22 protein-coding genes and 2 pseudogenes are annotated in these 26925 nt (G+C 43.6%); 19 read left to right on the plus strand and 5 right to left on the minus strand.

Translation table 11 applies throughout. From position 1 onward, the window contains the following. Positions 1 to 180: 180 nt before the first annotated feature. Both GO003_RS05020 and GO003_RS05025 read right to left on the minus strand, forming a co-directional pair. Positions 181 to 801 carry a thiol:disulfide interchange protein DsbA/DsbL gene (locus GO003_RS05020; RefSeq protein ID WP_159655641.1) on the minus strand — a complete coding sequence of 207 codons (621 nt, stop codon included), beginning with the start codon at positions 799 to 801 and terminating at the stop codon, positions 181 to 183. A 291-nt stretch (positions 802 to 1092) separates the two neighbouring features. Further along, complete coding sequence (locus GO003_RS05025) at positions 1093 to 1773, minus strand: c-type cytochrome (RefSeq protein ID WP_159655643.1); 681 nt, start codon at positions 1771 to 1773, stop codon at positions 1093 to 1095. A gap of 139 nt (positions 1774 to 1912) precedes the next feature. Here GO003_RS05025 and yihA point away from each other — a divergent pair, with 139 nt between their 5' ends. Further along, positions 1913 to 2524: a ribosome biogenesis GTP-binding protein YihA/YsxC gene (yihA, locus tag GO003_RS05030; protein WP_159655645.1), complete on the plus strand. Its 612-nt coding sequence runs from the start codon at positions 1913 to 1915 to the stop codon at positions 2522 to 2524. Positions 2525 to 2691: 167 nt separating this feature from the next. Here the strand turns inward: yihA and polA are convergent, their stop codons facing one another. Then, entirely contained in the window at positions 2692 to 5415 is a 2724-nt protein-coding gene (gene polA, locus GO003_RS05035; RefSeq protein WP_159655647.1) for a DNA polymerase I, read from the minus strand. Positions 5416 to 5460: 45 nt separating this feature from the next. Beyond that, complete coding sequence (locus GO003_RS05040; protein ID WP_159655649.1) at positions 5461 to 7572, minus strand: RelA/SpoT family protein; 2112 nt, start codon at positions 7570 to 7572, stop codon at positions 5461 to 5463. A 113-nt stretch (positions 7573 to 7685) separates the two neighbouring features. On the opposite strand from GO003_RS05040, the gene GO003_RS05045 reads away from it, so the two are divergent. The 6 genes from GO003_RS05045 to GO003_RS05070 all read left to right on the plus strand — a co-directional run bounded on the left by GO003_RS05045 (position 7686) and on the right by GO003_RS05070 (position 11859). Further along, a complete protein-coding gene (locus GO003_RS05045) occupies positions 7686 to 9005 on the plus strand; it encodes a UDP-glucose dehydrogenase family protein (RefSeq protein WP_159655651.1) in 1320 nt (439 codons plus the stop codon). Positions 9006 to 9173: 168 nt separating this feature from the next. Then, positions 9174 to 9437 carry a ComEA family DNA-binding protein gene (locus GO003_RS05050; protein WP_159655653.1) on the plus strand — a complete coding sequence of 88 codons (264 nt, stop codon included), beginning with the start codon at positions 9174 to 9176 and terminating at the stop codon, positions 9435 to 9437. A gap of 176 nt (positions 9438 to 9613) precedes the next feature. Further along, a complete protein-coding gene (locus GO003_RS05055; protein WP_159655655.1) occupies positions 9614 to 10057 on the plus strand; it encodes a hypothetical protein in 444 nt (147 codons plus the stop codon). Between the two features lie 37 nt (positions 10058 to 10094). Further along, positions 10095 to 10586, plus strand: a complete 492-nt coding sequence (rfaH, locus tag GO003_RS05060) for a transcription/translation regulatory transformer protein RfaH (RefSeq protein ID WP_159655657.1) — start codon at positions 10095 to 10097, stop codon at positions 10584 to 10586. Between the two features lie 188 nt (positions 10587 to 10774). After that, positions 10775 to 11221 (plus strand): MarR family EPS-associated transcriptional regulator, encoded by a 447-nt coding sequence (locus tag GO003_RS05065; RefSeq protein ID WP_206444655.1) that lies wholly within the window; start codon positions 10775 to 10777, stop codon positions 11219 to 11221. A 95-nt stretch (positions 11222 to 11316) separates the two neighbouring features. Further along, on the plus strand, positions 11317 to 11859 hold the full coding sequence (locus GO003_RS05070; RefSeq protein WP_159655659.1) for a Uma2 family endonuclease: 543 nt from the start codon (positions 11317 to 11319) through the stop codon (positions 11857 to 11859). Positions 11860 to 12136: 277 nt separating this feature from the next. On the opposite strand, the pseudogene GO003_RS05075 reads toward GO003_RS05070, so the two are convergent. Further along, positions 12137 to 13174, minus strand: a pseudogene (locus tag GO003_RS05075) (IS5 family transposase); the annotation flags it as partial. A gap of 308 nt (positions 13175 to 13482) precedes the next feature. Between GO003_RS05075 and GO003_RS05080 the strand changes: the two are divergent. From GO003_RS05080 to GO003_RS05135, 12 genes and pseudogenes are all read left to right on the plus strand, one after another. Then, a pseudogene (locus GO003_RS05080) lies at positions 13483 to 14766 on the plus strand (IS256 family transposase). 374 nt (positions 14767 to 15140) lie between these two features. Next, positions 15141 to 16460, plus strand: a complete 1320-nt coding sequence (locus GO003_RS05085; RefSeq protein ID WP_206444656.1) for a flippase — start codon at positions 15141 to 15143, stop codon at positions 16458 to 16460. A gap of 85 nt (positions 16461 to 16545) precedes the next feature. After that, complete coding sequence (locus tag GO003_RS05090; protein ID WP_231088829.1) at positions 16546 to 17229, plus strand: FkbM family methyltransferase; 684 nt, start codon at positions 16546 to 16548, stop codon at positions 17227 to 17229. 14 nt (positions 17230 to 17243) lie between these two features. Next, a complete protein-coding gene (locus GO003_RS05095; protein WP_159655665.1) occupies positions 17244 to 18164 on the plus strand; it encodes a glycosyltransferase family protein in 921 nt (306 codons plus the stop codon). Continuing rightward, the gene (locus GO003_RS05100; RefSeq protein ID WP_159655667.1) at positions 18165 to 19007 is read left to right on the plus strand and encodes a class I SAM-dependent methyltransferase; all 843 of its coding nucleotides are present in this window, start codon (positions 18165 to 18167) and stop codon (positions 19005 to 19007) included. It abuts the gene before it with no gap. Next, positions 19004 to 20272 (plus strand): glycosyltransferase, encoded by a 1269-nt coding sequence (locus GO003_RS05105; RefSeq protein ID WP_159655669.1) that lies wholly within the window; start codon positions 19004 to 19006, stop codon positions 20270 to 20272. The genes GO003_RS05100 and GO003_RS05105 overlap by 4 nt, the downstream gene beginning before the upstream one ends. Beyond that, positions 20269 to 21027, plus strand: coding sequence for a glycosyltransferase family 2 protein (locus GO003_RS05110; protein WP_159655671.1), 759 nt, complete (start codon positions 20269 to 20271; stop codon positions 21025 to 21027). The genes GO003_RS05105 and GO003_RS05110 overlap by 4 nt, the downstream gene beginning before the upstream one ends. 117 nt (positions 21028 to 21144) lie before the next feature. Further along, positions 21145 to 21384 carry a helix-turn-helix transcriptional regulator gene (locus GO003_RS05115; protein WP_159655673.1) on the plus strand — a complete coding sequence of 80 codons (240 nt, stop codon included), beginning with the start codon at positions 21145 to 21147 and terminating at the stop codon, positions 21382 to 21384. Then, positions 21377 to 22546, plus strand: coding sequence for a type II toxin-antitoxin system HipA family toxin (locus GO003_RS05120; protein WP_159655675.1), 1170 nt, complete (start codon positions 21377 to 21379; stop codon positions 22544 to 22546). Before GO003_RS05115 ends, GO003_RS05120 begins: the two co-directional genes overlap by 8 nt. Positions 22547 to 22677: 131 nt before the next feature. After that, positions 22678 to 23640 (plus strand): NAD-dependent epimerase/dehydratase family protein, encoded by a 963-nt coding sequence (locus GO003_RS05125; RefSeq protein ID WP_159655677.1) that lies wholly within the window; start codon positions 22678 to 22680, stop codon positions 23638 to 23640. A gap of 131 nt (positions 23641 to 23771) precedes the next feature. Next, entirely contained in the window at positions 23772 to 24794 is a 1023-nt protein-coding gene (locus tag GO003_RS05130; protein ID WP_159655679.1) for an MraY family glycosyltransferase, read from the plus strand. A gap of 126 nt (positions 24795 to 24920) precedes the next feature. Then, positions 24921 to 26909, plus strand: coding sequence for a polysaccharide biosynthesis protein (locus GO003_RS05135; protein WP_159655681.1), 1989 nt, complete (start codon positions 24921 to 24923; stop codon positions 26907 to 26909). Positions 26910 to 26925: the final 16 nt, after the last annotated feature.

Consider the following 26925-nt stretch of genomic DNA (forward strand, 5'->3'; position numbering starts at 1 on the left):
CAATAGTAAGCTTTTACGTAAGCTCGGCAGTTGAAATGATGAGGCGCATTTTGAGTGGTATAGGGACACGTTGCCATACTCAATGAATTACAATTATTTGTTAAATCCGGATGGTAAATACCTTTTTGCCGTTTGTTTATTATGGTAAAGAGGAGGTTCAGCTTAATCTTTATTAAAAAACTACTGCCCGCTTTCCTGTTTAATCAACTGATTCATTACGTTGATCATGTTCTCTTGCGATTTGGCAAGAGGTCCATTCGTTTTATATTTACCATTGATAATAATAGCAGGTACGCCAGTAATACCATAACGAGGGGCTAAAGCTTTAGCTTGCCGAACTTTGGCATCGACAAGAAAAGAGCCATATGCATTTTTAAAGTCCGCTTCGCTAACGCCATGAGAAGTAAAAAATTTAAGCAACGCTTCCTCAGTATCTAAAGTTTGTTTTTTGTTCTGAATGGCATCAAAAAAATCGGCATGAACTTTGTCAACAACCCCTAGCGCTTCAGCCGTGAAATAAGCTTTTGCGTGTTTTTCCCATAAGCTGCTAAATACAGCAGGCATACGGATGAACTCAACGTTATCGGGCTTGCTTTTAAGCCATTTGTTTAAATCGGGCTCCAAATGGTAGCAGTGAGGGCAGCCGTACCAAAAGAACTCAATGATTTCTATTTTGTCAGGATTTTGAGTGGGCTGTGCCGGACTTATTACTTCGTAGCCCTGATTTTCAGCCTGCAGTAATGTTGAAAAACCTAACAAAAAAAACATAAGCAGTATGTTACGAGTTTTTTTAATAAGCATTGAATGATCTCCAGTTGTTTAGTTGGGGCAGATTATTAGCTACTAAGCTTTTATTAAAGGTGTTGAATTTATAGAAAATCCAGATTTATCAAACTGACTGACCGGGCTGGTATGTTAAAGAAAAGCGTTAGGTTGGGTCTGTATTCGACGGAGCAAAGTAAATGGGCGGCTTTATAATAATCAAGAAAAATATTAGTGCTAATAACAAATACATTTATTGCTGAGATTCAAACAGTGCTTGAATCTCAGCGTGGGTACAGCAGGCTATATTCTAAAAGAGCTCGGGCTTTTTTAAGGTTTCATCATGGAAATATAATAGGATACCGATTTGATCTCTTTTTCAGTCATTTTTTTAGCAATCATATGCATCATATTGTCAGGGTTATTGCTACGCTCCCCTGATTTAAAATCGTTCAAGGTTTTTATCAGGTAATCAGCATGTTGCGATTTAATCGCAGGAAAAGCAGCCGGTTTGTTACCTTCACCAAAGGGGCCATGGCAAGCGATGCATGCGGAGACTTCTCTTTTAATATCGCCATTACGGTATAAATCGCTGCCTTCGGCAATCAATTGGTTGATGTCGCTCTCAGCTGCTTTGTTGGGATCCGCTTCGGCTTGATCATCTTCATTTACTTCGAGAGTAGGTAAGGTATTTGCCGAAATCTTTTTTGAATTGTAATAAGCCGCGATGTCCTCGATATCCTCATCACTCAAACCCATAGCCAGAGGATTCATCATGGCATTAACCCGAGTACCGGCCTTGAAAGCTTTTAATTCTTTAATCAAGTAAGAAGAATGCTGCTGTGCAAGCTTGGGGAATGTTGATACCATGCTGTTACCGTCTTCGCCGTGGCATCCAGCGCAAGCGGCGGCTTTTTCTTTACCCGCGTTACTATTGGCTTCGGCATGTAACAAGTTGGGTGTTAACGCAGATGCCAGAGAAATTGAAAGTGCCAGCAGTTTTTTCTTCATCAGATTCCCCTTCGGAAAAAATAATCAGTGATGTTAGTCTTGATAAGTGTAAAGGTATGAATTACAAGGCTTATAGGCGCTCAAGCTCTTTGTTTTGGTCGAAATTCTACTCTAATTAGTAAGGCTTAGCGAGACAACGATGAATCCAGTTTATCATCAAGCAAAATTTATTAACAGCGCGCCGGATTTACGCAGTGCTCCTGAGGACAAAGGCCTCGAAATAGCATTTGCAGGCCGTTCAAACGCAGGAAAATCAAGTGCGATCAATACGCTCACTTCACAAAAATCTTTAGCAAGAATAAGCAAGACACCAGGCCGTACCCAGTTGCTTAATTTTTTTGCTATTGACGAGCATAAACGCTTTGTCGATTTACCGGGTTATGGCTATGCCAAGGTACCGGTCCAAGTCAAAAAGAAATGGCATGTGATGATTGAAAGTTATTTAACCGGTCGCAAGGCGCTGTGCGGCATTGTTTTGGTTATGGACGTTCGGCATCCCATGATGGAATTTGATAAGCAGATGGTTGACTGGTGCAGGCACGCCAAAATACCTTTGCATATCTTGCTGACCAAATCGGATAAATTAAATTATGGCGCGGCCAAAAATACGTTATTGAGTGTTCAAAAAGAGCTAGCGAATTCTGAAATACAAGTTTCCGTGCAGCTATTTTCAGCACTTAAAAAAGTTGGGATTGATGAAATTCACGGGCTGCTGGATCAATGGTTCAATCCGGATCCATTAAATGAATAAGATAATTGAGGGATCAAAAAAAAGCCCCCAGAGTAATAGTGCTGGGGGCTAGAGGAAAGGAACCGGATCATTGAGGGGGGAACGTCTGATCCGGTTCAGCGTATGGGTAACGCGTAACGGTGAGATAAAAGGTTTTTAAAAAAGTTCCAAAAAATATTTTATTTTTACTAATGGGCTTCATCCCAATTATTCCCACTACCTATATCGACAATCAGCGGAACATCAAGTTGAGCCGCCGAGCACATAATCGAGCGAATCCGGTCTACGCATTGATTTAGATCGGCCGCCGCTATCTCAAAAACCAATTCATCGTGTACTTGCATAATCATTTTGGCATCAGGCTTATCATGTTGAAGCCACTCATCCACCGATATCATTGCGCGTTTAATAATATCGGCAGCAGTACCTTGCATAGGTGCGTTGATGGCCGTTCTCTCGGCGTATTGACGGCGAGCGGCATTGCGAGAATTAATTTCGGGCAGGTAAAGCCTGCGGCCGAACAAGGTTTCTACATAGCCCTGTTCTTTGGCAACTGCTTTGATTCTTTCCATATACTGTTTTACTCCGGGATAACGGGCAAAATATAAATCAATATACGATTGGGCCTGACCACGCGACAAGCCGAGCTGTTGCGCTAAGCCGTAAGAAGACATGCCGTAAATCAGCCCAAAATTGATGGCTTTGGCGGAACGCCTCAAATCCGATGTTACGTGTTCCAATGAAACACCAAAAACCTCAGCCGCCGTGGCACTGTGGATATCCTGTCCTTGCGAGAATGCTGCCAGTAATCCCGAGTCAGCCGATAAATGGGCCATAATGCGCAGTTCGATTTGGGAGTAATCTGCTGCGACGATTTTATAACCGTCAGGTGAGATGAATGCCTGGCGGATTCGGCGGCCTTCGCTACTGCGGATCGGGATATTCTGCAGGTTAGGATCCGAGGAAGATAGCCTTCCTGTTGCCGCTACCGCCTGGTGGTATGAGGTATGAACCCGGCCAGTTTTGGGGTTGATCTGCTGCGGTAATTTGTCGGTATACGTGGATTTGAGCTTACTCAGGCTACGGTAGTCCAGAATCAGTTTGGGTAGCGGGTAGTCAATTGCGAGTTCCTGCAGCACCGATTCCTCAGTGGATGGTTGACCTTTGGGCGTCTTTTTGATAACCGGTATGTTCATCTGATCATAAATGATCGATTGTATTTGTTTGGGGGAGCCCAGGTTGAAGGTTTTACCGGCCAGATTGTGAGCATGTTGTTCAATGGAAGTAATCTGACCGGCCAGTTCCAGGCTGTGTTGAGCCAGCATCGCACAATCAATCAGAACACCCTTTCTTTCGATGCGGGACAAGACACTCAGCAACGGGACTTCTATGTCCTTATATAACGCCAGCAGCGCGGGTTGCTCTTTCAGTTTAGCGCTGAGAACGTGATGCAGTCTCAGGGTGATATCGGCGTCTTCAGCGGCATAAGGCGTGGCTTGCTCCAGCGTCACTTCCCGGAATGAAATCTGTTTGACGCCTTTTCCTGTCACATCTTCATAATGAATGGTGGTTAAGCCCAGATACTCTTTTGCTAAATCGTCCATGTTGTGTTTTGTTGCTGTGCTGTTTAACACATAAGATTCAAGCATCGTATCTTCAGTGATGCCTTTCAGTTCTATGTCGTAATTGGCGAGTACATTCGCGTCATACTTCAGATTTTGGCCTAGCTTGGATTTTTCAGGGTTTTCGAGGAGCGGACGCAATTTTTCCAATATCGTGGCTCTATCCAGCTGTTCTGGAACATCCGGATAATCATGCGCTAAGGGTACATAAGCCGCCTTGCCGGATTCTATTGCGAAAGACACACCGACAATTTCTGCCTGACTGTAGTCCAGACTGGTTGTTTCAGTATCAAATGCAAACAGAGAAGCCTGATTCAATTGTTCAAACCAGCGGTTGAAATCCTGATCAGTCAAAATAGTTTCATAGTGCCGTTCAACAGGCGGACAATCCTCGATTAAAGTTTCAGGACTGGCTCGACTCACATCGCTGGTGTTGTTCAATTGTTTAAGCCAGGACAAAAGACCGAGTTCAGTAAGTTGAGATTTTAAATCGTCTTTGTCAATGGGCCTGATTTTCAAATCATCCAATTCATAATGCAAAGGAATATCGCATTTTATCGTCGTCAGCACTTTTGAAAGAGGCAGCTGATCGATACTGGCGCGCAAATTTTCACCGATTTTTCCGGTTATCTGATCGGCATGGGCTACCAGGTTTTCCAGTGTTCCGTATTCAGTCAGCCATTTGGCGGCCGTTTTCGGACCCACCTTGGGTACGCCTGGAATGTTATCAACGCTGTCCCCCATTAACGCTAGATAATCAATGATTTGTTCAGGCTTTACGCCGAATTTTTCGATCACCCCTTGAATATCGGTGCGAGTATTGGACATGGTATTGTCCAGCGTAATGTGGTCCGATACTAATTGTGCCATGTCTTTATCGCCCGTCGAGATGACGACTTTGAAATCGCGCTGTTCAGCTTGCCGGGCAAGCGCTCCGATAACGTCATCGGCTTCAACGTCCGGTTCCATGATTAACGGTAAGCCCATACATTGTATCAGCCGATGCAGCGGTTCGATTTGCACCCTTAAATCATCAGGCATAGTCGGCCGGTGGGCTTTATATTGATCAAATAAGTCATGACGGAAGGTTTTTCCCGGGGCATCGAAAATTACCGCAATGTATTCGGTTGGGTAATCATTCATTAACTTGCGCAGCATGTTCGTCACACCGTAAATCGCATTGGTCGGTAACCCTTGAGGACTGGTCAATGGCGGTACCGCATGATAAGCGCGAAACAAAAATGAGGAACCGTCGATAAGAACTAGATAGGGTGATTGCTGTTGAGACATGGCGTATGAAGGTTTCAGGGGGGGCTCGATGCTAAGCCGGCGGAATCAGGTTTTGCGCTTAACTGCAGTGATGGTGGGCAATTGACTGATCCTGCTCAGCACCTGGCTCAGTTGAGCGGTATTTTCAATCAGAATTGACATATACAATATCGCAGATAAATCGGTATGAGTTCTCAATGACGCATCAGTAATATGAACTTTTGATTGGAACAAAATCTGCGAGACATCGTTTAACAGGGTTTGGCTATTATAAGCATGGATAACGATGGGCACGATATGGCGGGTTTGCTGCCCACTATTCCACTCGGCAGCAATGAGCTGTAACTTCTTTTCCGGATCAAGTGCCAAGATATTAGGGCAATTGCGGCGGTGGATGGTAATACCTCTTTTATGAGAAATAAAACCAATAATATTGTCTCCTTTGACAGGAGAGCAGCATTTTGCAAGCGATGTTTCAATGTTGTCGATACCGCCGACAGTTATTTGTGACCTGGGCAGGTTTTTTTGGGGACTGTATCTTAGCTGTGCGGGTTCCAGTTCAGGTATTTGCAGCGCATGAGCGATTTGTTGAACACTGATGTCACCGCGGCCCAAGGATTCAAAAAAGAAGTTGCTATCTTCCATTTTGAAATGCTTAATCAATTCGTCGAGGTTCAGTGCTTTAACCCCCAGACGTTTCACTTCCTTATCTAATAGCTGTTTACCGATAGTGATGTTTTCGCATTGCTTTTGTTGCTTAAACCAGCTTTTTACTTTACTGATGGCACGGGATGTTTTCAGATAGCCCAAGCTGGGATCTATCCAGTTCAGATTGGGGTAACCGTTTTTGACGGTGATAATTTCTACCCGTTGGCCGGATTTAAGCTGATAGGTAAGCGGTCTTATCTGGCCGTCAACTTTAGCTCCGCGGCAGCTATGCCCGATCTCCGTGTGGATGGCATAAGCAAAGTCCAGTGGTGTGGCTCCTTTGATCAGGTCAACCAGTTTTCCCGCTGGAGTTAATACAAACACTCTATCGGTGAATAATTCAGTACGGAAATTTTCGATCAGAATGGCATTATTATCACGCTCATCGAGAAGCTTACGCAATGAAGCAATGTTTTTTGCGGTTGCAGCATTGTGCTGACTGCCTTCTTTATAACGCCAATGGGCTGCCACACCGAGTTCAGCAAATTCATGCATATCGCGTGTCCGGATTTGGACTTCTATCCGGTTTCCCTGAGTATCAAGAATGACAGTATGCAAAGACTGATAGCCATTTTCTTTGGGGTTTGCTATGTAATCATCAAATTCTTTAGGGATGTATTGCCAAAGGCTGTGCACCAGCCCTAGTACTGAATAACAGGTAGCCATATTGTCAACGATAACGCGCACGGCCAACAGGTCGTACAAATCTTCAAACGCCAGATTTTTCCGGAACATTTTGTTCCAAATGCTGTAGATGTGTTTAGGCCTTCCATAAACCTTGGCGTTAATATGTTCATTTTCCAGCGCTTGAGATAATGTTTCTTTGAAGGATTGAATACAGGCTTCCCGCTGATTCCTGTTGTCCGCCAGAGACTTTGCAATGAAGCGGTAGTTTTGAGGATCAAGATAACGGAAAGCCAGGTCTTCCAATTCCCATTTGAATTGATTTATCCCCAGCCGGTTTGCCAGTGGCGCGTAAATATCCAGTGATTCTTGCGCAATAAAACGGCGCATATCGTAATCTTCACTGTGAAGATTACGTAACCTTTGAATACGGTATGCAAGTTTAATCAGTACCGCCCGGACATCATGGGTCATGGCCAGCAACATTCGCCGTAATATCTCTGCCTGATTGGGCTGATTGGCCATTTCCAGGTTGTATACGGTTAATTTGTTAAGCCAGTTGACATCTTTAACAAGGGCGGCGACGATCGAGCCGAATTTTTTTTCAATGTCAGGTTCGCTAATACGTCCAGCGATACGCGAGTCGCTAAGGAGAGCGGCCAAAATGGTCTCCACATCGATGTGTACTGCCATCAATATCATGGCTACATCAATCCCTCTGGGCCTGAGGCTGGGCGGGCTCGCATCAGTCTGACTGACAATGGCGAGAGCCTTCTCTATTTTCAGCGAATCGGTTTGCGAAAAGCCGCTCATCAATTGCTGAACTGAAATTATAGTTTTGTCCATGGTCAGATTTTAACGGATTCGAAAAACTTGGCAATCATGTTAGTCTACAGCCATTTTATTACTAAAATATGTTTTTAACTTTAAACCGGATTGATAAGGGTTAGATATCAGTTATGAAAATTACCGTATTTGGCAGTGGCTATGTGGGCTTGGTAACGGGGACTTGTTTGGCGGAAGTCGGCAATGATGTTATTTGTATGGATGTGGATCAGGTAAAAACAGAAAAGCTGAAACAAGGAATTATTCCTATCTTTGAGCCTGGATTGGACGCCATGGTAAAGGAAAACCAAGCAGCCGGGCGATTACGTTTTACTTCAGATGCAAAGGAAGCGGTTGAACACGGTCTGTTTCAGTTTATTGCCGTTGGCACACCGCCGGATGAAGATGGTTCTGCAGACCTGCAATATGTATTGGCGGTAGCCAAAAGCATCGCAGAACACATGGAAGGTTATCGAGTTGTCATAGATAAGTCGACAGTACCGGTTGGAACCGCAGATAAAGTAAAAAACAGAATGCTGGAGGTATTAAAAGCCCGTGGTAAGGATTATGAGTTTGACGTCGTATCCAATCCCGAGTTTTTGAAAGAAGGTGCAGCTATTGACGATTTTATGAAACCGGATCGTATCGTCATCGGTACAGACAATCCTAGAACTGCGGAATTGCTCAAAGCGTTGTATGCGCCTTTTAATAGAAGTAGGGAACGAGTCATTGCGATGGATGTCCGTTCTGCAGAGTTGACCAAATATGCCGCTAACGCGATGCTGGCGACTAAGATCAGTTTCATGAATGAATTGGCCAATCTGGCTGAAAAATTAGGCGCCGATATCGAGCATGTGCGACAAGGTATAGGTTCCGACAGCAGAATAGGTTACAGCTTTATTTATCCTGGCTGTGGCTATGGCGGTTCGTGTTTTCCTAAAGATGTTAAAGCATTAGAAAGAACCGCCAAGGAAGTTGGGTACCATGCCGAGCTTTTGTCCGCTGTAGAAAATGTCAATGATCGCCAAAAGCAGCGGTTATTTGAAAAAATTAATGATCATTATCAAGGGAATGTGAAGGGTAAAGTATTTGCCTTATGGGGATTGTCATTCAAACCTAATACCGATGATATGAGAGAAGCCCCCAGTCGGGTATTGATCGATTCGTTGATTGATGCCGGTGCCATAGTCAAAGCCTATGATCCCGAAGCCATGGAAGAAGCGGAGCGCATATACGGCGATAAGTCGGGGCTTGTTTATGCCAAAACTCAAAACGATGCATTCACTGACGCAGATGCTCTGGTTATTGTGACGGAGTGGAAGCAGTTCCGTAGTCCTGATTTTGATCAACTCAGCCGCCATTTAAAAGATAAAGTTATCTTCGACGGCCGTAACATGTATGAGCCTAACATTGTTAGAAATAGCGGTCTGAGCTATTACGCCATTGGCCGTTGAGCAAATTTAGAGTGTGAACTTAGTCAATAATTTGAAATTCTATCTAGTAAATACTCTGTGGCGAATTGTAATTTCTGAAGGAATGTCTAGAGTTTTAATTGAGCGGCATTGAGCGAGCATCAATCACTAAATGCTGTGGTGTATCAATCAAAACTCCTGGAGTAGAAAATGAAATATTTATTGGCTTTATTCGCACTCATTACATTCAACGCCTTTGCTGAACCCGTTAACATTAATACCGCAGACGCAGAGACCATTGCCAATTCACTTAATGGTATTGGAATCAAGAAAGCCGAGGCAATAATCGAACATCGAACAAAAGAAGGTGATTTTAAATCGGTTGATGATCTTGCTAAGGTCAAGGGAATCGGTGAAAAAACTGTAGAAAAAAATAAAGCAGATATTATATTGACGAGCTCACCAAAAAAATAAAAGCATAGCGTCAAAACGAAAACCAGACATCTGGAAAGCTGTCTGGTTTTTTTGTTTATTAAAAAACGGTTTGTTGTTGAGAGAAATAGATAAATCATCTCGGGCATATATAAGTCATTTGTCTGAAATTCTTCTTTTGTGGTAAAAGTCATTAAAAATATCAGGAATAACATCTTATGTTGGCCAAAGAAGACCTGTTGGAAATTGAGCGGATGGTGGAGCAAATAATTGCCAGGCAGCCTGATGTAAAAAATAATGCCAACGTACGATATGAGTTAGACCTCAGAGAGCGGACCGTAAGAGTTGAAGAAGAGTTGAAACACCAGCGAGACCTGATGATAAAAGGTTTCGATGCAATGGAAAAGCGGTTCGAACAGATGGAAAAACGTTTCGAGCAAGTTGATAAACGATTTGAGCAGGTCGATAAACGTTTTGAACAGGTTGATAAGCGATTTGAGCAAGTTGATAAGCGTTTCGAACTTGTGGATAAACGGTTTGAAGAAATGCGCAAAGATATGAATACAGGTTTTATGGAAATGAATCGAAGGTTGGATCGATTGATGTATTGGACATTAGGCTTAGTCGTTTCCGCTACCCTGCTCGTCATCAATTTTAAGTAAACCCATTGCATCAGGTTTCTTATAACTCCCCAATAACATGACGTGGCATGTCATACATACCAAGCCTCGGCAAGAAAATCGAGCGCTTGAAAACTTGGCAAGGCAAGGATTTCGGTGTTATTTGCCAACATTTAAAGCTGAACGAATTAGGCGAGGGCAAATATACATTGGTATCGAACCTTTGTTTCCCCGCTATTTGTTTATCTGTTCGGATAATGGATTGAATTGGAACGCCATTCGATCTACCAAAGGCGTGCAGGCATTGGTTTCTTTCGGTGGAGAAATTGCAAAAGTCGACGATCAGCTAGTTGATGTTTTGCAAAATGTTGAAAATAATTTGAAGACGGGTGAGCCTGATAAATTATTTAATCAGGGTGAAAAAGTACAAATCATCACAGGCCCTTTTTCCGGTATGGAGGCCATTTATCAGATGTCAGACGGAGAGTCACGGGCTTTGGTTTTGATGGAGTTTCTCGGTAAGCCTACCAAGGCAAAATTTGACATCGTACATTTAAAGAAATCCTGCTAAGTTCCGGATAACAATAAGCCTATGTGCTCTCCATCATAGGTCTTTTACTCCCCCAATTCAGAACTCAATTAACTTCTATCCGTATTGATTATCCCCAATATTTCCCTTAAGGAAATTCAGTGGTATAGTGCGTTCAATAGTTGAACAGATTGCCGCGCTTGCTGATCGTGACACAGTAGGGCGGTAGCGTGTTTTTTGTAAAACAATGTAAGATCATCTTAAGCCAAATTCTCGTTCGACATTTTATAACTACAATGGAAAACGACGATAAACCGTCAGGTTCTTTAAACGAAGAAACCCATTTGCGCGTACTCCGTTTATTGGAAAACAATTCGCAGATGAATCAGCGCGAGTTAGCTGAAAATTTGGGTGTGAGCGTAGGAAAAATCAATTATTGCCTCAAGGCATTACTTGATCGCGGATTTATCAAAATGCAAAACTTTCGTAATAGTCAAAACCGCATGGCCTATGTGTATTTGTTAACGCCAATGGGAATTGCGCAAAAAGGGTTGCTGACCAAACGGTTTCTCGATATCAAGCTAGCCGAATACGAAAGTTTGAAGCAAGAGATTGAACTATTGACTAAAGAAGTCGAAATAGTTAAATCTTTAGATGATTTTGATAAGTACCAGTAAGAAAAGTGCGTATTGCAAAAAATCCAGAAAGTTGCCTGAATGAAGTGTAACGGAACCCGGGTTGTTCGATCTCAGTCTCCAAAAATAACCAACTTATGAGCACGCCAAGCGCAGAAGATTTGCCTCATTACACTTACGATGACTATGTGCAATGGGAAGGCCGATGGGAGCTCATTTACGGACTGGCTCACGCTATGAGTCCTTCACCCAGCATTGCCCATCAGGCAATCAGTCAACACATTGCCAGTCAGTTAGAGCGTGCTTTGGAATATTGCCAGGAATGTCATGCATTACTGCCTGTTGATTGGAAAATTGACGAGGAAACCACGGTCCAGCCAGATAATTTGGTAGTTTGCGGAGAATTGGAAAAAAGCGCTTATTTAAGCAAAGCTCCTATCTTGATTTTCGAAATTCTTTCCAAAGCCACCGCACACAAGGATCGTACTACCAAATTCAAACTGTACGAGCGGGAAGGCGTTAAATTTTATGTGATCGTAGATCCCATTGATTCAATTGCCAAGGTCTATCACTTGCAGGAGGGCCGGTACATCAAGATGCTGGATGCCAGCAAAGAGAGCATTGAGCTTGACCTAGGAAAATGTGGAATTCAGTTCGATTTTTCCAAAATATGGATATAAATCAGGCATAAGCAAGCAGCCTGAATGGAGTAAAGATGGAATCCAGGTTGTTCGGAGCAATGACCATCCGTTTAGCAGGCTGTTGAAATTTGCCGATATACCTTCGGTTTCGACGCCATTTTTTGAAGCGCCGGGTGGTCTGGAAGCCTGATTAAGCCTCAAAAACCGGTTTTAGCCGGTTATATTCGCCCCGAAGGGGGTTAAACTCCGCCTTTTGGCGGATTTTAGGCACACTACCGCCTAAGCAGTACTGTAACGCCAGCCGAAAATGGCGCCTATAAGCGGCAAAAGTAAATATTGTTTGCGCGGCGACCTTCTTCAAGCCCCGAAATTTGGTTTGCCGTAGCGGGCCGACGGTTTTGGCCCAGCCGAAGACTTCTTCGATCCGCTTACGGATTTTGAGGCTTTTGCGATAGCCGTCGTGCCGCGTGGTACGACGATCGATGGCCGAGCCTTTGTCCTTGCTGGCGACATGCGGGGTGACCTTGCGCTGGCGCATGGCGGCGACAAAGTTTTGGGTGTCGTAGTTTTTATCGGCACCCAAGGTTGCGCCGGGTTTATGGATTGTCCGCTTGACCATGGTTTCGGCCGCCTCGCGTTCCGCTGTGCCGGTGGCCTGGGTGACTTCGACGTCGACCACCAAACCGTTACGATTCTCCATCAAGGCATGACCGAGGAACGCCAACTGCGACTTGTCGCCCTCGCTCTTTTTGTACAGCCGAGCCTCAGGATCGGTGGTCGAGGCGTGAGTTTCGTTGCTACGCTTCTCGCCCTTGAAGTTGACCGTGGGGTTGCGACCGCCATCTTCCGGCGGCGGGGTCGAGCCGTCTTTCTTAACGAAACTCTTGTGCGAGGCCCAGGCCTGAATCAGGGTGCCGTCCACAGAGAAGTGCTCGTCGGAGACCAAATTCTTCCAGTCCGCCAAGGCCAGAACCCGCTCGAAAAACAAACGGGTGATGCGCTCGTTCAGCAAGCGGTCGCGGTTGGCGCTGAAGGTGGAGTGATCCCATACGGCGTCGTCCATGGTCAAGCCGACGAACCAGCGGTACAGCAGGTTGAAGTCGATATGCTCTACCAACTGCCGCTCCGAGCGTATGGAAAACAGGACTTGCAACAAACTGGCGCGGAGTAAGCGCTCCGGAGGAATGGAATCCCGGCCGCGGCGTGCGTAGAGTGCGTCGAACTCGTCATCCAGCGTGGCGAGCAACAGATCGACCACTTTGCGCAGCTTGCGGAGCGGATGCTTTTGCGGAATCCTCGCTTCCAGGGTTCGGTAACTGAATAGTTCTTCTTGAGTGATGTCGGTGCCGCGCATGGAATCAATGCAAATTATTGATGATAGAACTATTTTACCATGTATAACAATGCCTTATGAATTAATCTCGCGATTAATTTAACGAAGCAATGCGGCTTGCTGAGGAGATAAAATCAACAGCCTGTTAGGATTGACAAGTAGCGGCAAGTAGACATATTGAGCATTCTTTTCCGGATTACAATTCGCTTTATCCAGGCTTCGTTTGAGCTGGGTATCAATTTTATAACTAGATCTGGTGTACAGCCCGGCTTGAAGAGAGGTGGCGTTCTCTGCTGAAATAAGATTACCGAGATTGAATAACAGCACTAATGAAAAACGCCATTAACAAAGATAAAGCAAAAGAGTGGGGAAATACAGAGGCAATTATCGATCCTTTGACTGATTTGTTGCGAACCGGGGCCAAGGCCTTGATCCAACAGGCGATTTAAGCCGAGTTGCAAGCGTTTTTGAGTGACTATACTAAGGTCACTGATCTGCAGGGCCGTTTAACTGTGGTGCGCAATGGTTATTTGCCCGAACGGGGGATCGTCACCGGTGTGGGTAATGTGACGGTCAAAATTCCCAAAGTGCGGGATCGCTCCGGCGGCGGGGTTAAATTCAACTCAACCCTCGTGCCACCCTATGTGCGCAAAGCTCAACGCGTGGCAGCGGCCTTGCCTTGGCTGTACTTACATGGCATTTCCACCGGCGACATACAAGAGACCTTGTCGGTACTGGTGGGTGACGAGGCCAAAGGTTTGTCGCCGGCGGTGGTAAGTCGCTTAAAAGCCCAATGGGCTGAGGACTACAAAACCTGGAATAACCGAGATTTAGCGAAGGAACGCTATGTCTACGTGTGGGCGGATGGTATTTATTCGACCCTGCGCGGCGAGGATGATCGACTGTGCTTATTGGTCATCATCGGCGTCAACGAACAAGGTGAAAAGCGCTTGCTGGCCTTATCGGACGGTTATCGGGAATCAAAAGCGTCCTGACTGAGTGTCTTACAAGATATGCAAGCTTGCGGCTTATAGGAAGCGCCGAAACTGGCCACCGGCGACGGCGCATTGGGTTTCTGGGCGGCCATCAACGAGGCTTGGCCGACGACACGGCATCAACGGTGTTGGGTGCATAAGACGGCGAATGTGTTGGCGGCGCTACCCGATTCTATCCAAGGTAAAGCCAATGCCGGATTAAAAGAAATCTGGATGGCCGAAACTAAAGTTCAGGCGGAAACAGCCTTCGACAGCTTCCAGCGTAACTTTGAAGCCAAGTATCCCAAGACAGTGGGAGTGCTGGCAAAAGATCGCGAATCACTCTTGGCTTTTTACGACTTTCCCGCTGAGCATTGGCTACACATTCGGACGACTAATCCGATTGAATCCAGCTTTGCGACGTTTCGCCATCGGACCACGCGCACTAAAAACTGCGTCTCGCGCACTACCTTGATGGGATTGGTGTTTCAATTGGCGCTGACGGCCGAGAAGAGTTGGCGCAAGATACAGGGTTTTAAACGAATACCGGAAGTGATTGAGGGCATCCGTTTCCAGGACGGCATTGCCATTATTACGGAGGCAGAGAAAATAGAAGAAACGCAGCAGATGGCCGCCTAATTCAAATGGGTGATACACCAGATTTGACTATAGCTCTGAATTAATTAACTAAATAGCTTTAAAAAACGGCATAATTTTTAAAAATCTATCCTCAACTACTGTAATAGCTTGCGCATTTGTAATATCAAAATGCATGATTACAGGGAGGTTGTACGAGAATACGAGTTTCAAAATTTATAACACAGTATATAGTGCCAAAATTTAAAATAGATACTACTAATTATGCTAGTTTATTCAAGTTTCCCATTCTCGGACAAGCTCCTAAATCAGACCCCATCTGTTCTTTTCAGGATGTGTTATTGAATGGCTAGGCAATGACATTTACTACATTTAATTGGTGGCTGTGTTTACCCGCGTTTTTAAGGAATAGGATAGTGCATCGTCCCGAACTGCAAAAAATACTCGCCAACACCAGCTGGCTTTTTGTCGACCGTCTTTTGCGCATGGGGATTGGCTTGCTGGTTGGTATATGGGTGGCGCGTTATTTAGGGCCGGAGCAATTTGGTTTAATTAATTATACCACGGCATTTGTGGCGTTGTTCGGAGCGATTGCCGGATTGGGTCTTAATAGCATAGTGGTGAGAGACTTAATCAAGACTCCGGAAACCGCTGTTTTAACCATGGGTACAGCATTCATGCTGCAGGTTTTCGGTGGTTTCTTAGCGGCGATTCTTGCAATAGTATCTATTGATTTTGTTAGACCTGGTGACGAATTAATCAAACTCATGGTGACTATACTTAGTTTATCGATGCTATTCAAAGCCGCCGATGTAGTGAAACTCTATTTTGAAGCTCAAGTTGAGTCAAAATATTCTGTTTGGGTTGAGAACAGTGTTTTTCTGATTTTTGCAGTCGCGAGAGTGGTACTCATTGTCCATCATGCGCAGTTGATTGTTTTTGTTTGGATCATCCTTGGCGAAGGTATAGCCATTGCAGTTGGCTTAATGGTCATGTTCGCCATTCGGATTGGTCGATTGCGGACCTGGCAAAATAATTTCCAGAGAGCCAAAGAGCTGCTCAACGATAGTTGGCCGCTTATTCTGTCGGGCCTAACCATATCGTTGTACATGCGCGTTGATCAGATCATGCTGGGGCAAATGCTGGGAGAAGAAACTGTCGGCATTTATAGCGCCGCTGTCCGTATCAGCGAAGTCTGGTATTTCATACCGATAGCCATTGTTAATTCGGTATTTCCTACGCTGATAGAAACGAAAAAACAGAGCAATGTACTGTATTTTCAGCGATTACAAAAACTTTACGATTTAATGGTATTCCTGGCCTTGATCGTGTCGGTTCCAATGACCTTTATGGCTGATTGGCTAGTAATAGTTTTGTTTGGTCAAGCTTACGCGCAAGCTGGAACCGTGCTTGCGATTCATATATGGACAGGTGTTTTTGTTTTTTTCGGAGTAACCAGCAGTAAATGGTTTTTAATCGAAAATATGCAAACTAGTGCTTTTTATCGAACAACGCTAGGTTTAATCGTAAATATTGCCGCAAATTTTCTCTTGATACCTTTATACGGAGGCAAGGGAGCTGCTATTGCGTCGCTAATATCGCAAGTGACAGCAGCTTATTTGTTTGATGGTATCAATAAAAATACTAGACGCTCTTTTTTACTTAAATCGGCGGCAATGTTACCGTTTATTCCAGCAATTCGAAGGAGAGCTTGTCAAGATGATGTTACTGCTTAAATTATACAGTTACTTATTCGCAAGAAAATCATTTTATAAATTACATAAGCTGCTTTATTACTGCAGTCTAAGTGGTTTGGGAGTATTGAATTCCAGTAACGATAAAGTTAGCGGTGAAGCTGAATTTGTTAAAAGATATTTTAAGAATAGGCCGGCCGGTGTCGTATTGGACGTTGGAGCCAATATAGGCAATTACTCAAAGAGCCTCTTGGCGACAAATCCGGCCATTTCTATCTATGCGTTTGAGCCGCATCCATTGACTTTTCTAAAGTTAAAAGAAAACATAAATGCCGAAAACTTTCATGCTGTTAATGCTGCTGTTGGTGCGCAGACTGGCGTGTTGTCGCTATATGATTATCAAGATAATGATGGCTCTTCTCATGCCTCTCTTTACCAGGATGTAATTGAGAATATTCATAATTCTAAAGCTATTGAACATAAAGTTAATGTTATTACGCTTAGTGATTTTATTGAATCAAACAATATTGATAAAATTGCATTGCTCAAGATTGATACTGAAGGTAATGAGCTCAATGTGCTTAAAGGTGTCACTAAACAGTTGGAAGCAGGAAAGATATCGGCAATCCATTTTGAGTTTAATGAGATGAATGTGGCAAGCAGAACATATTTCTGGGATTTCTGGGATTTGTTGCCGAATTTTGATTTTTATCGTCTTCTGCCTAATGACATGGTTAAAATAGAAAAATATAAGCCGGTTTTTTGTGAAATATTTGCTTATCAAAATATTGTCGCCATTTTGAAGTCTTAACTAGTTTAGATATTGTGGCAACTAATACATCACCCATTGCATTATTTGTTTACAACCGGCCTAAACATACCCGTGAAACAGTCGAGGCTTTGCTCAAGAATGCCGAGGCTGTGCATTCTGATCTGTTTATTTTCTCAGATGCAGCAAAGCATGAAGGTGCTCAATCGGCAGTCAATGAGGTTAGGGCGTTGATACACCAGATAACCGGGTTTAAGACTATCACGATTATAGAGCGCGAGAAAAACTGGGGTCTCGCAAACTCAATCATAGACGGTGTGACAGCGATATGTGATAAGTATGGTAGGGCTATTGTACTTGAAGATGACTTGATTTTTAGTGAGCATTTTCTTGGCTACATGAACTCAGCGCTGAATATGTATGAAGATAATCAACTGGTTTGGCATATAAGTGGGTGGAATTACCCTATTGAGCCATCTGGACTAGGTGATGCATTTTTCTGGAAAACAATGAATTGCTGGGGCTGGGCTACATGGGCAAATAGATGGAATAAATTCTCCAAAAAACCTGACGAGATGATCAGAAGCTGGACGCCGCAAAAAATCAATGCATTTAACCTGGATGGGACGTACAACTTTTGGCGTCAAGTAAAGTTGAATCGAAAAGGTAAGATTAATACTTGGGCAGTTTTCTGGTATGCGACGATTTTTTCGCATGGTGGTTTGTGTCTTAATCCTACATCCTCATATGTCATGAATGTTGGTCATGATGGCACAGGCGAAAATTGCCGAAATTCTGATCATTTTTCGATGCATCAGATAATTAATAAAAAACAAGATATAGACTTGCCTGAGTTGGTTAGCGTCTCAGATGATGCTATATGTCGTATAAAAAGCTTTTTGGATAAACACGCAAGGCAAAACCTAGCTATATATTGGTTAAGAAAAATTCAAATGATCAGCGAGACTTATTTTTAGATGGAAACGATTGATATTTGGGGAGAAAAAATTCCTCGTTCAGTCCTATCCCAGTATGAGATTGATTATCTGGCTACATTCTCTAAAAATATTCCTGACGTCCATTGGATTTGGTCGGAAATGGATCGTGTATGGAATGATCTCAAATTAGATAATACCAAGCCCCTATCCGACCAGCGGATAGCTGATTATTATGGTCATCCAATATGGATAGTTAATGGATTATTTACAAAATTTGATAAGGTCTCTAAAGACCATAGATTTGCAATTGCTAAATTTCTTGAAAAGCAAGGAGTAGTTAACATTGCTGATTATGGTGGCGGGTTTGGTGAAATGGCTATTACACTTAGTGAAGTCTTGCCAAATGCTGATATTTCAATAATAGAGCCATATCCGTCCAAGTTGGGTATTTACCGACTCCAGAATTTTACAAGGGTTAGACAAGTTCAAGAGATAACCAATAATTCATATGATGCGGTAATTGCACAGGACGTGCTCGAGCATGTTGAAGATCCAGTATTACTTGCGTTTCAGTTAACCGAAGCAGTAAAAAAAAGTGGAATAATTGTTTTTGCTAACTGCTTTTATCCGTATATCAATTGTCACCTTCCATCCACATTTCATTTAAGACATACATTTTCATTTGTGTCTAAAAATCTGGGTCTGAAATATCTTGGTGTTATTAAAGGGGCATATCACGCCCAGGTTTATAGGAAAGTTGCTGAACCAAATCTTGATCGAGCCCGTGCAGCTGAGAATATTTCCCGCAAAGTTGGCGGAATGGTTAATTCGCCATTGAGCACTTTGATATCTAAGGTTAAAAGAAGAATATTCGTCAGATGAAAATTGGTATTGTTAACAAGCATCACAAAAAAGGCGGTGCAGCTATTGCTGCTGATCGTTTGTTTGAGGCTTTGCTCTCAGATGGCGTTACCGTACTTAAATATATAGATTCCGGTGAAATTGATAATCCAAATATAAAAAAAAGACTATCTGGTGTGCGTTTTTCTGAGTTCATTTCATACATTAGAAACTCGATTGGCACAGGGTTTGCCCGGCTGGTCAAACGTAACGATTCAACAACTCTTTCACCCGCAGTGATTCCTTCTTGCTGGCCAGATGTCCTGAATGACTCAGATATGGATGTCATTAATCTTCATTGGATTAATGGCGAAATGATGTCAATAAAAGATATATCTCGAATTACTAAGCCTTTGGTTTGGACCATGCATGATATGTGGCTAGTATCTGGGGCAAGTCACTACTTTGATGAAAAAGAGCTAGAACTAAATTCTTGTGACGCCCGTGCATCCAATAAGCAATTCGATTTAGAAATGTGGACGTTGGGCAGGAAAATTAAATTTTGGAAAAAGCCGATTCATATTGTATCCCCAAGTAATTGGTTGGCGAGATGCGTAAAAAAATCTAAGTTGACATCTAATTGGCCAGTAAGCGTAATTCATAATCCGATTGATATTAATTTCTGGAAGCCTTTATCTAAATCAAGATGTAGACAGCATTTAGGGTTGTCAGCTGACGAAGATGTTTTAATGTTTGGAGCCGTTGGTGGCGGCAAAGACCCCAGGAAAGGCTTTGATCTACTGATTGATGCTATAGAGAGGCTAGATCAAAACTACAGTGCTATTAATAATTTGACGGTAGTGGTAGTAGGGGAAGTCAAGCCATCTAAGGACGTTCATTGGCAGATACCGACAATATTTACAGGGCACCTATCTTCCCAGGATGAATTAAGAGATTTTTACAATGCCGCTGATCTGTTAGTAATTCCTTCTAGGCAAGATAATCTCCCTAATACAGGGCTTGAAGCGATTGCGTGTGGCGTACCCGTTGTTGCTTTTGATATTGGGGGCTTGTCAGACATTGTTGTTCACAAAAAGACAGGTTACCTAGCAAGCGCATTTGACTGCAGCGATTTGGCGGCTGGCATAGTTTGGGTCTTAGAACAAAAAAAATTGAACAACGAGTCAGTTAGTTGTGAATCAGAAGTGGAATCAATTAACATCAATTGCAGGATTTATGCGGAGGAAAATTTTTCTTACCAAGTGATTGCTGAAAAGTATAAAGCTTTATATAGCAGCTTATTATGACGAATGGCTACCCAACAATCTCAATTATTACAGTCTGCTACAACAGTGTAGAAACCATTGCGGATACGATAGCTTCAGTTGCATCTCAGCAATACAGTGACTACGAACATATCATTGTAGATGGTGCCTCATCTGATGGCACCCTGGATATCGTAAAAAATGCACGGAGTGTAACCCGGTATGTCTCAGAGCGAGATGAAGGGATTTACGATGCTATGAACAAGGGTATTTCTATGGCTACAGGGAATGTGATAGGAATATTAAATGCCGATGACGTTTATGCTAATACTGAAATATTACAACGAATATCGCTAAAGATGGAGCGAGATAGCCTTGATGTGTTATATGGCGATATCGCTTTTTTTTCGCCTAATAAGCCGGATGTTATCAAACGCCGCTTTAGTTCTGCGCAATTCTCACCTTCAAAAATTGCCTGGGGTTGGATGCCGGCACATCCATCACTTTTTATCAGACGATCAGTATTCGAACAATATGGCTTTTATAAAACCGATTTTAAAATAGCTGGTGATTACGAGTTTGTAGCTAGAATATTTAAGGAGGGTAACCTGCGCTATGGTTATTTACCGGAAGTGGTGGTTAAAATGCGCACAGGGGGAATTAGCACGGGAGGATGGCGTAATACAATGTTGCTAAACCGGGAAGTGTTACGTGCTTGTAGTGAGAATGGAATAACTACCAATTGGCTTAAAATTCTTTCAAAATATCCTTTCAAACTATTTGAATACTTACGTTAGGTTACAGTCAGTGGTTGAACAAATTTACTTTGCTCGCGGTATGATTTAGTGCAATATATTTTACATATGAGAATAAATTTATTAATATGTAAAATATTTTAGTCATTACCATTGAGCATGGATTTTTACGAGCTTGGGCGGCAAATAAGACAATTAAGACGCCTACGAGGCATTTCTCAACAGCAAATTGCTGATGATTTGGGGATTTCCCGGGCAACTATTAATGCGCTAGAAAAAGGGCGTTCTGGCGATGTTGGGGTTCGGAAAGTGCTGAGTATTTTGGATTATCTTGGTTATGAGGTAAAGCTGAGAGAAAAGTCCCCCTTTCCGACTCTGGAGGAGCTGGCCGGTGAATGATGGCTTGCGTGTCTATGTGCAAAATCAACCAGCTGGTTTTTTGTTAAAAGAAAGCTCGGAGTTTATTTTTAATTACCTCGATGCGGATAGCGATTACTTTGTATCTCTTACAATGCCTGTCCGGAATAAAAGTTATGCACATCCTCGATTACATCCCATATTTGAGATGCATTTACCTGAAGGTTATTTGTTATCAATCATCAAAAAACACTTCACCAAGTTAACTGCCACGGACGATTTTGGATTGTTACGTCTGCTGTCGCCATCGATTAGGGGCAGGGTTCATTACCCGGGAGAGTCATCTGCTTTGACTGTGCCATTACATCTAGATGAGTTGTTGCACAGTCAACTGGACGATCTGTTTGACGAACTGGTTAGCCGATTTGCTTTGCAAAGTGCCTTGAGTGGGGTCCAGCCCAAGGTCTTGGCCAAGGTGGTTGATAAAGCCTCACTAAAGTTGAATGATTATATTGTTAAAGCTTGGGGGCCGGATTATCCTCAGTTGGCCTTAAATGAGTATTTTTGCATGCAAGTCTTAAAGCATGCTGGTGTTGATGTGCCGGAGTTTTATTTGTCTGATGATGATGCGTTGTTTGTGATGAAACGCTTCGATTTGACAGATCAAGGTGAGTGTATCGGTTTCGAGGATATGTGTGTGTTACAAGGTAAACAGCGAGATGATAAATATGTTGGCAGTTATGAACAAATCGCCAAAACAATCAAGCTGTTTTGCAGCCCGGTTAATAAGATGCGTTCGTTGCAGCAGTTTTTTAAAATGGTGGTGTTAAATAATTGTTTGCAAAATGGCGATGCGCATTTGAAAAATTTCGGCCTGCTCTATGATGATTTAAGCTCTATCCGCTTGGCTCCAGCCTATGATGTGGTGAGCACCACGGTATATCTAAAACAGGATATTGCTGCTCTGACTTTGTTGGGGAGTAAAAGATGGTGGTCGCAGGCTTATTTGCTGCGTTTTGCAGTAGAGAGTTGTGGTTTGACGGCTAAAATTGCACATCGATTGCTTGATGAGTGCCGAGTTGCTTTAGGCGAGGTGCGGCATCTAGTTAACCGGCGCTTGCTTGATGAGCCAATAGCGGATAAGCGAAAAGTGCTGGAACATTTGTCAGTGTTAATGGGACAGTCATTGGCTGCGAACCGATAATCGACTCATCACATTTTTTGTATTTTTCTGTCTTCAGTTGTTTGTTATAAAGCTTTGTAGCAGGCATCACCAATAAGGGGCGATTTGTTGGGTGCATTAAAGAAACTGGCTAAATCGTTACATGGAGATTTATGAAGAGGATTTGTTTGGTAACCGGGGCCAGTGGTTTTATCGGTGAAAGAATCGCTCTGCACTTATCGAAAAATGGCTTTAAGGTCAGGGCTTTGAATCGGCGAGAGACAGGCGATACAATTGAGTCATATCGAATCGATCTGGCTGAGGATAACTTTCCATCCAGTTTATGTGCCGATATTGACACCCTATTTCATTTGGCCGGTAAAGCTCACTCCCTTGCCGAAACTAACCAAGACAAAGCCGAATATTTCCAAATCAACACCGAAGGTACTCGCAAGTTGCTAGAAGCGGGCAAGCGGGGAGGTGTTCAGCGTTTTGTGTTTTTCAGTAGCGTCAAGGCAGTAGGAAACAGTTTCAATCAGCCAATGGATGAAACGATAACAGAACTAACTGATGACCCTTACGGTCGATCCAAATATGAAGCAGAACAGCTCGTTTTACATGGCGGGTATGTGCCGCATCCTGTCGTCATTCGCCCTTGCATGGTGTACGGCAACACGCAAAAAGGCAATTTGCCACGTATGATTAACGCTATCCGGAGCGGTTATTTTCCGCCATTGCCGGAGGTGCATAACAAGCGGTCGATGGTTCATGTCGAGGATGTGGTGCAAGCGGCATTATTGGCAGCTGAAAATCCTCAAGCTGCAGGCCAGATTTATATTGTTTCAGATGGCCGCCCCTATTCAACCCGAGAAATATATGATTGGATTTGTGAGGCTTTAGGTCAATCATCGCCGTCATTCAACGTGCCGTTGGGTTTGCTGCAAGTTCTGGCTCAGGCTGGAGGTGGGTTAGGTCGATTGCGCGGGCGCCGGTTTTTCTTTGATTCTGATACGCTGGACAAATTAATCGGCTCGGCTTGGTATTCATCGGCAAAAATTGAGCGTGAATTGGGTTTTAGACCCGTTCATGATTTGCTCAGTGCGTTACCCGAGATAGTGCGTTTCCTTAAGCCATAAGATTCCAGTGCGTCATTTTAAATGTGTTGTGAGCGAGATGGCTTCATTGAGGCGGGCTGAAAATTTTTCGAAGGGCATGACCATTGTGCAATTAGCAACTCTAAACCTGATCTCCTTATCGTAGGCATACCATGAATATAATAATAACGGTGTGTTTATTGGTGTTTGCAGCTAGTTACCTATTGACCGGAATAATCAGGCGTTATGCTATAAATCAACGCCTGATGGATATTCCGAATGCGAGGAGTTCACACGTTGTTGCTACTCCAAGAGGCGGCGGTTTAGCTGTTGTAATTGTGTTTTTGTCGGGAATTGGCGGGTTGGCTTTAACGTATTCACCCGAATTTAATCCAGCTTTCATACCCATATTGATACTTGCCGGCACATTGGTGGCTGGCATCGGGTTTTGGGATGATCACCGTCCTTTGTCTGCTAAGTGGCGTTTTTTGGTGCATTTTCTGGCGGGAACGGGCGCATTGCTTTATTTACCTGAACTGCCTGTGATTCACTTTTTTTCGTTTGCCTTAAAAAGCCAGGTAGTTTTGTTTTTGCTCTATGTATTGATGCTGGTTTGGATTTTGAATCTGTATAATTTTATGGATGGGATCGACGGTATTGCGGCCGTTGAGGCACTTACAACAGCTGGTTCGGCTGTTTTGCTGTTGTGGTTTCAAGGCCAGATAGATTGGGTATTGATCCCTTTATTATTGCTCGTTTCCGTAAGCGGTTTCCTGGTGTGGAATTGGCCTCCGGCAAAAATATTCATGGGTGATGCCTGCAGCGGATTTTTAGGGTTTGTGTTAGGTTTGCTGGCCATTATGACCTCAATAAATGGGGCTTTGAATATCTGGTGCTGGTGGATTTTATTGGCGGTATTTATAGTGGATGCAACAACAACGCTGATCATACGAATGTTAAGAGGTGAAATTTGGCATCAGGCGCACAGAAGTCATGCATATCAAATTTTATCCAGGCGCTTGGCCTCGCATAAAAAAGTGACTCTTGGCGTGTTGTTAATCAATATTTTCTGGCTGTTACCCTTGGCTTATTTAACTTTGAAAGTTGAGGTATGGGCGCCATTAATTTGTTTGCTGGCAATGACCCCTTTGTTTTTTTTAGCATATACAGCGGGTGCCGGGACGACGAATGATTGATTGAGGTTTTGTGCAGTTCTACCGATTGTTAGCTTTGCTTGGAATTCCAAAGCATACATTGGGCGGTCAGTTTTAAACTTTTAATGATAAGGAAATGAGTGATCTTTTTATGATAATGAATTGAAAATGGAACGGCTAGCTTATTGGTTTCTTATGCTGTCCCGGCCCAAAAAGGCAGTCATCACGATGAGTGCGGATGTGTTTTTTTCGGTCTTTGCGCTGTGGCTGGCTTTTTCGTTAAGACTCGGGGTGTTTTATGTGCCCACGGATCATATTTGGATTTTGTTTGTTTTAGCACCGTGTACTGTTATTCCTATTTTTATCAGGATGGGTTTATACCGGGCAATTATTCGTTATATCGGGGTTAGGGCACTCGCGACCATTACGCAAGCCGTTACGCTTTATGCTTTGATATTTGCCGCATTGGTTTTCCAATTAAGACTCGGTCTTGTTCCTAGAACTGTCCCGCCATTGAATTGGCTACTCATGTTGTTTTTTGCCTCGGGAAGCCGGTTCATGGCGAGGTGGTGGTTTGGCGATTTATATGCCCGTCTTACGGCAAATACTGAAAAGGAAAATACCCGCAGAAAAAATGTCATCATTTACGGTGCAGGGAGCGCCGGCGCACAGTTGGCGGCAGCATTAATCAATGGCAGAGAATATAGGCCAGTTGCGTTTATTGATGACGACAGTAAATTGCATAAGCAAAAAATCAATGGAATAAGAATTTATCCTCTAAGTGCGCTGACCTACTTGATTGAGCGCCATAAAGCTGCCGATTTGTTATTGGCTATTCCTTCTGCGACCAGAGCCCGGAGAAGCGAAATAATCTCACGATTGGAACCTTATCCTGTTCACGTCAGAACAATGCCTGGCATGGCCGACATGGCGCAAGGCAAGGTTACATTTGATGAGCTGCAAGAAGTTGATGTTGCTGATTTGTTGGGCAGGGATGCTGTAACGCCGGATCCCCTACTGTTGACAGCTAATATTTCCGGCAAAGTGGTGATGGTAACCGGTGCCGGGGGCTCGATTGGATCTGAATTATGCCGGCAAATCTTTGCCCTCAAGCCGTCCGCACTTATCCTGTTTGAAATGAGCGAATTTTCGCTGTATGAACTTGAAAAGGAACTACTCAGCAGCTTAACTCGTTTGAATGCGCAGCTTCGCATTGTGCCGGTCTTAGGTTCGGTGCTTAATCAAAAGCGGGTGGAGAAAATTTGTACGGTATTCGGTGTTCAGACTATTTATCATGCGGCCGCCTACAAGCATGTGCCAATGGTGGAAAAGAACCCGGGCGAGGCGGTGTTAAATAATGTATTTGGTACGTTAAGCCTGGCTAAGGCCGCAATTCAGTCAAAAGTGGAGACATTTGTGCTCATCTCCACAGATAAGGCGGTAAGACCCACCAATACCATGGGGGCAACGAAGCGCTTTGCCGAGTTAATATTACAAGCGCTGAGCGTGGATAATGTTGAAAATCATAAAATACGTTTCACAATGGTCAGGTTTGGCAACGTATTGGGCTCTTCAGGGTCAGTTGTGCCTTTGTTCAGAGAACAGATAGCACGAGGAGGCCCCGTTACAGTTACTGATTCCAGAATAATCCGGTATTTCATGACGATTCCTGAAGCCTCTCAGCTGGTTATTCAGGCAGGGGCTTTGGGGCGGGGTGGCGATGTATTCGTGCTTGATATGGGCGAACCTGTCCGTATTCTGGATCTTGCCAGGCGGATGATCCATTTGAGTGGGCTTACAGAAAAAAACAATACCCAGCCATCAGGTGATATAGAGATTGTGTTTACCGGATTACGGCCCGGCGAGAAGTTGTATGAGGAGCTACTGATTGGCGAGAATGTTTCTGAGACAAGTCATCCCCGCATTATGCGTGCGCAGGAAGAGATTGTGCCGTGGAAAATGCTAAACCAAAAACTGCAGGAATTGGAGAAAGCGACTCTGGCAGATGATTACGAACAGGTTAGAAAGATCTTTAAGGATGTTGTGTCGGGTTTTGCGCCACAATGCACCATAGAGGATTGGATTTGGACTGAAACGACCGGCAAGCTGTCCGGGGTAAATCAGTTAAAGATCCGCAAACTAAATCAGATCAACTGAATATCAGGCCAAAAAA

It is taken from the genome of Methylicorpusculum oleiharenae, from assembly GCF_009828925.2.
Taxonomy (GTDB): Bacteria; Pseudomonadota; Gammaproteobacteria; order Methylococcales; family Methylomonadaceae; genus Methylicorpusculum; species Methylicorpusculum oleiharenae.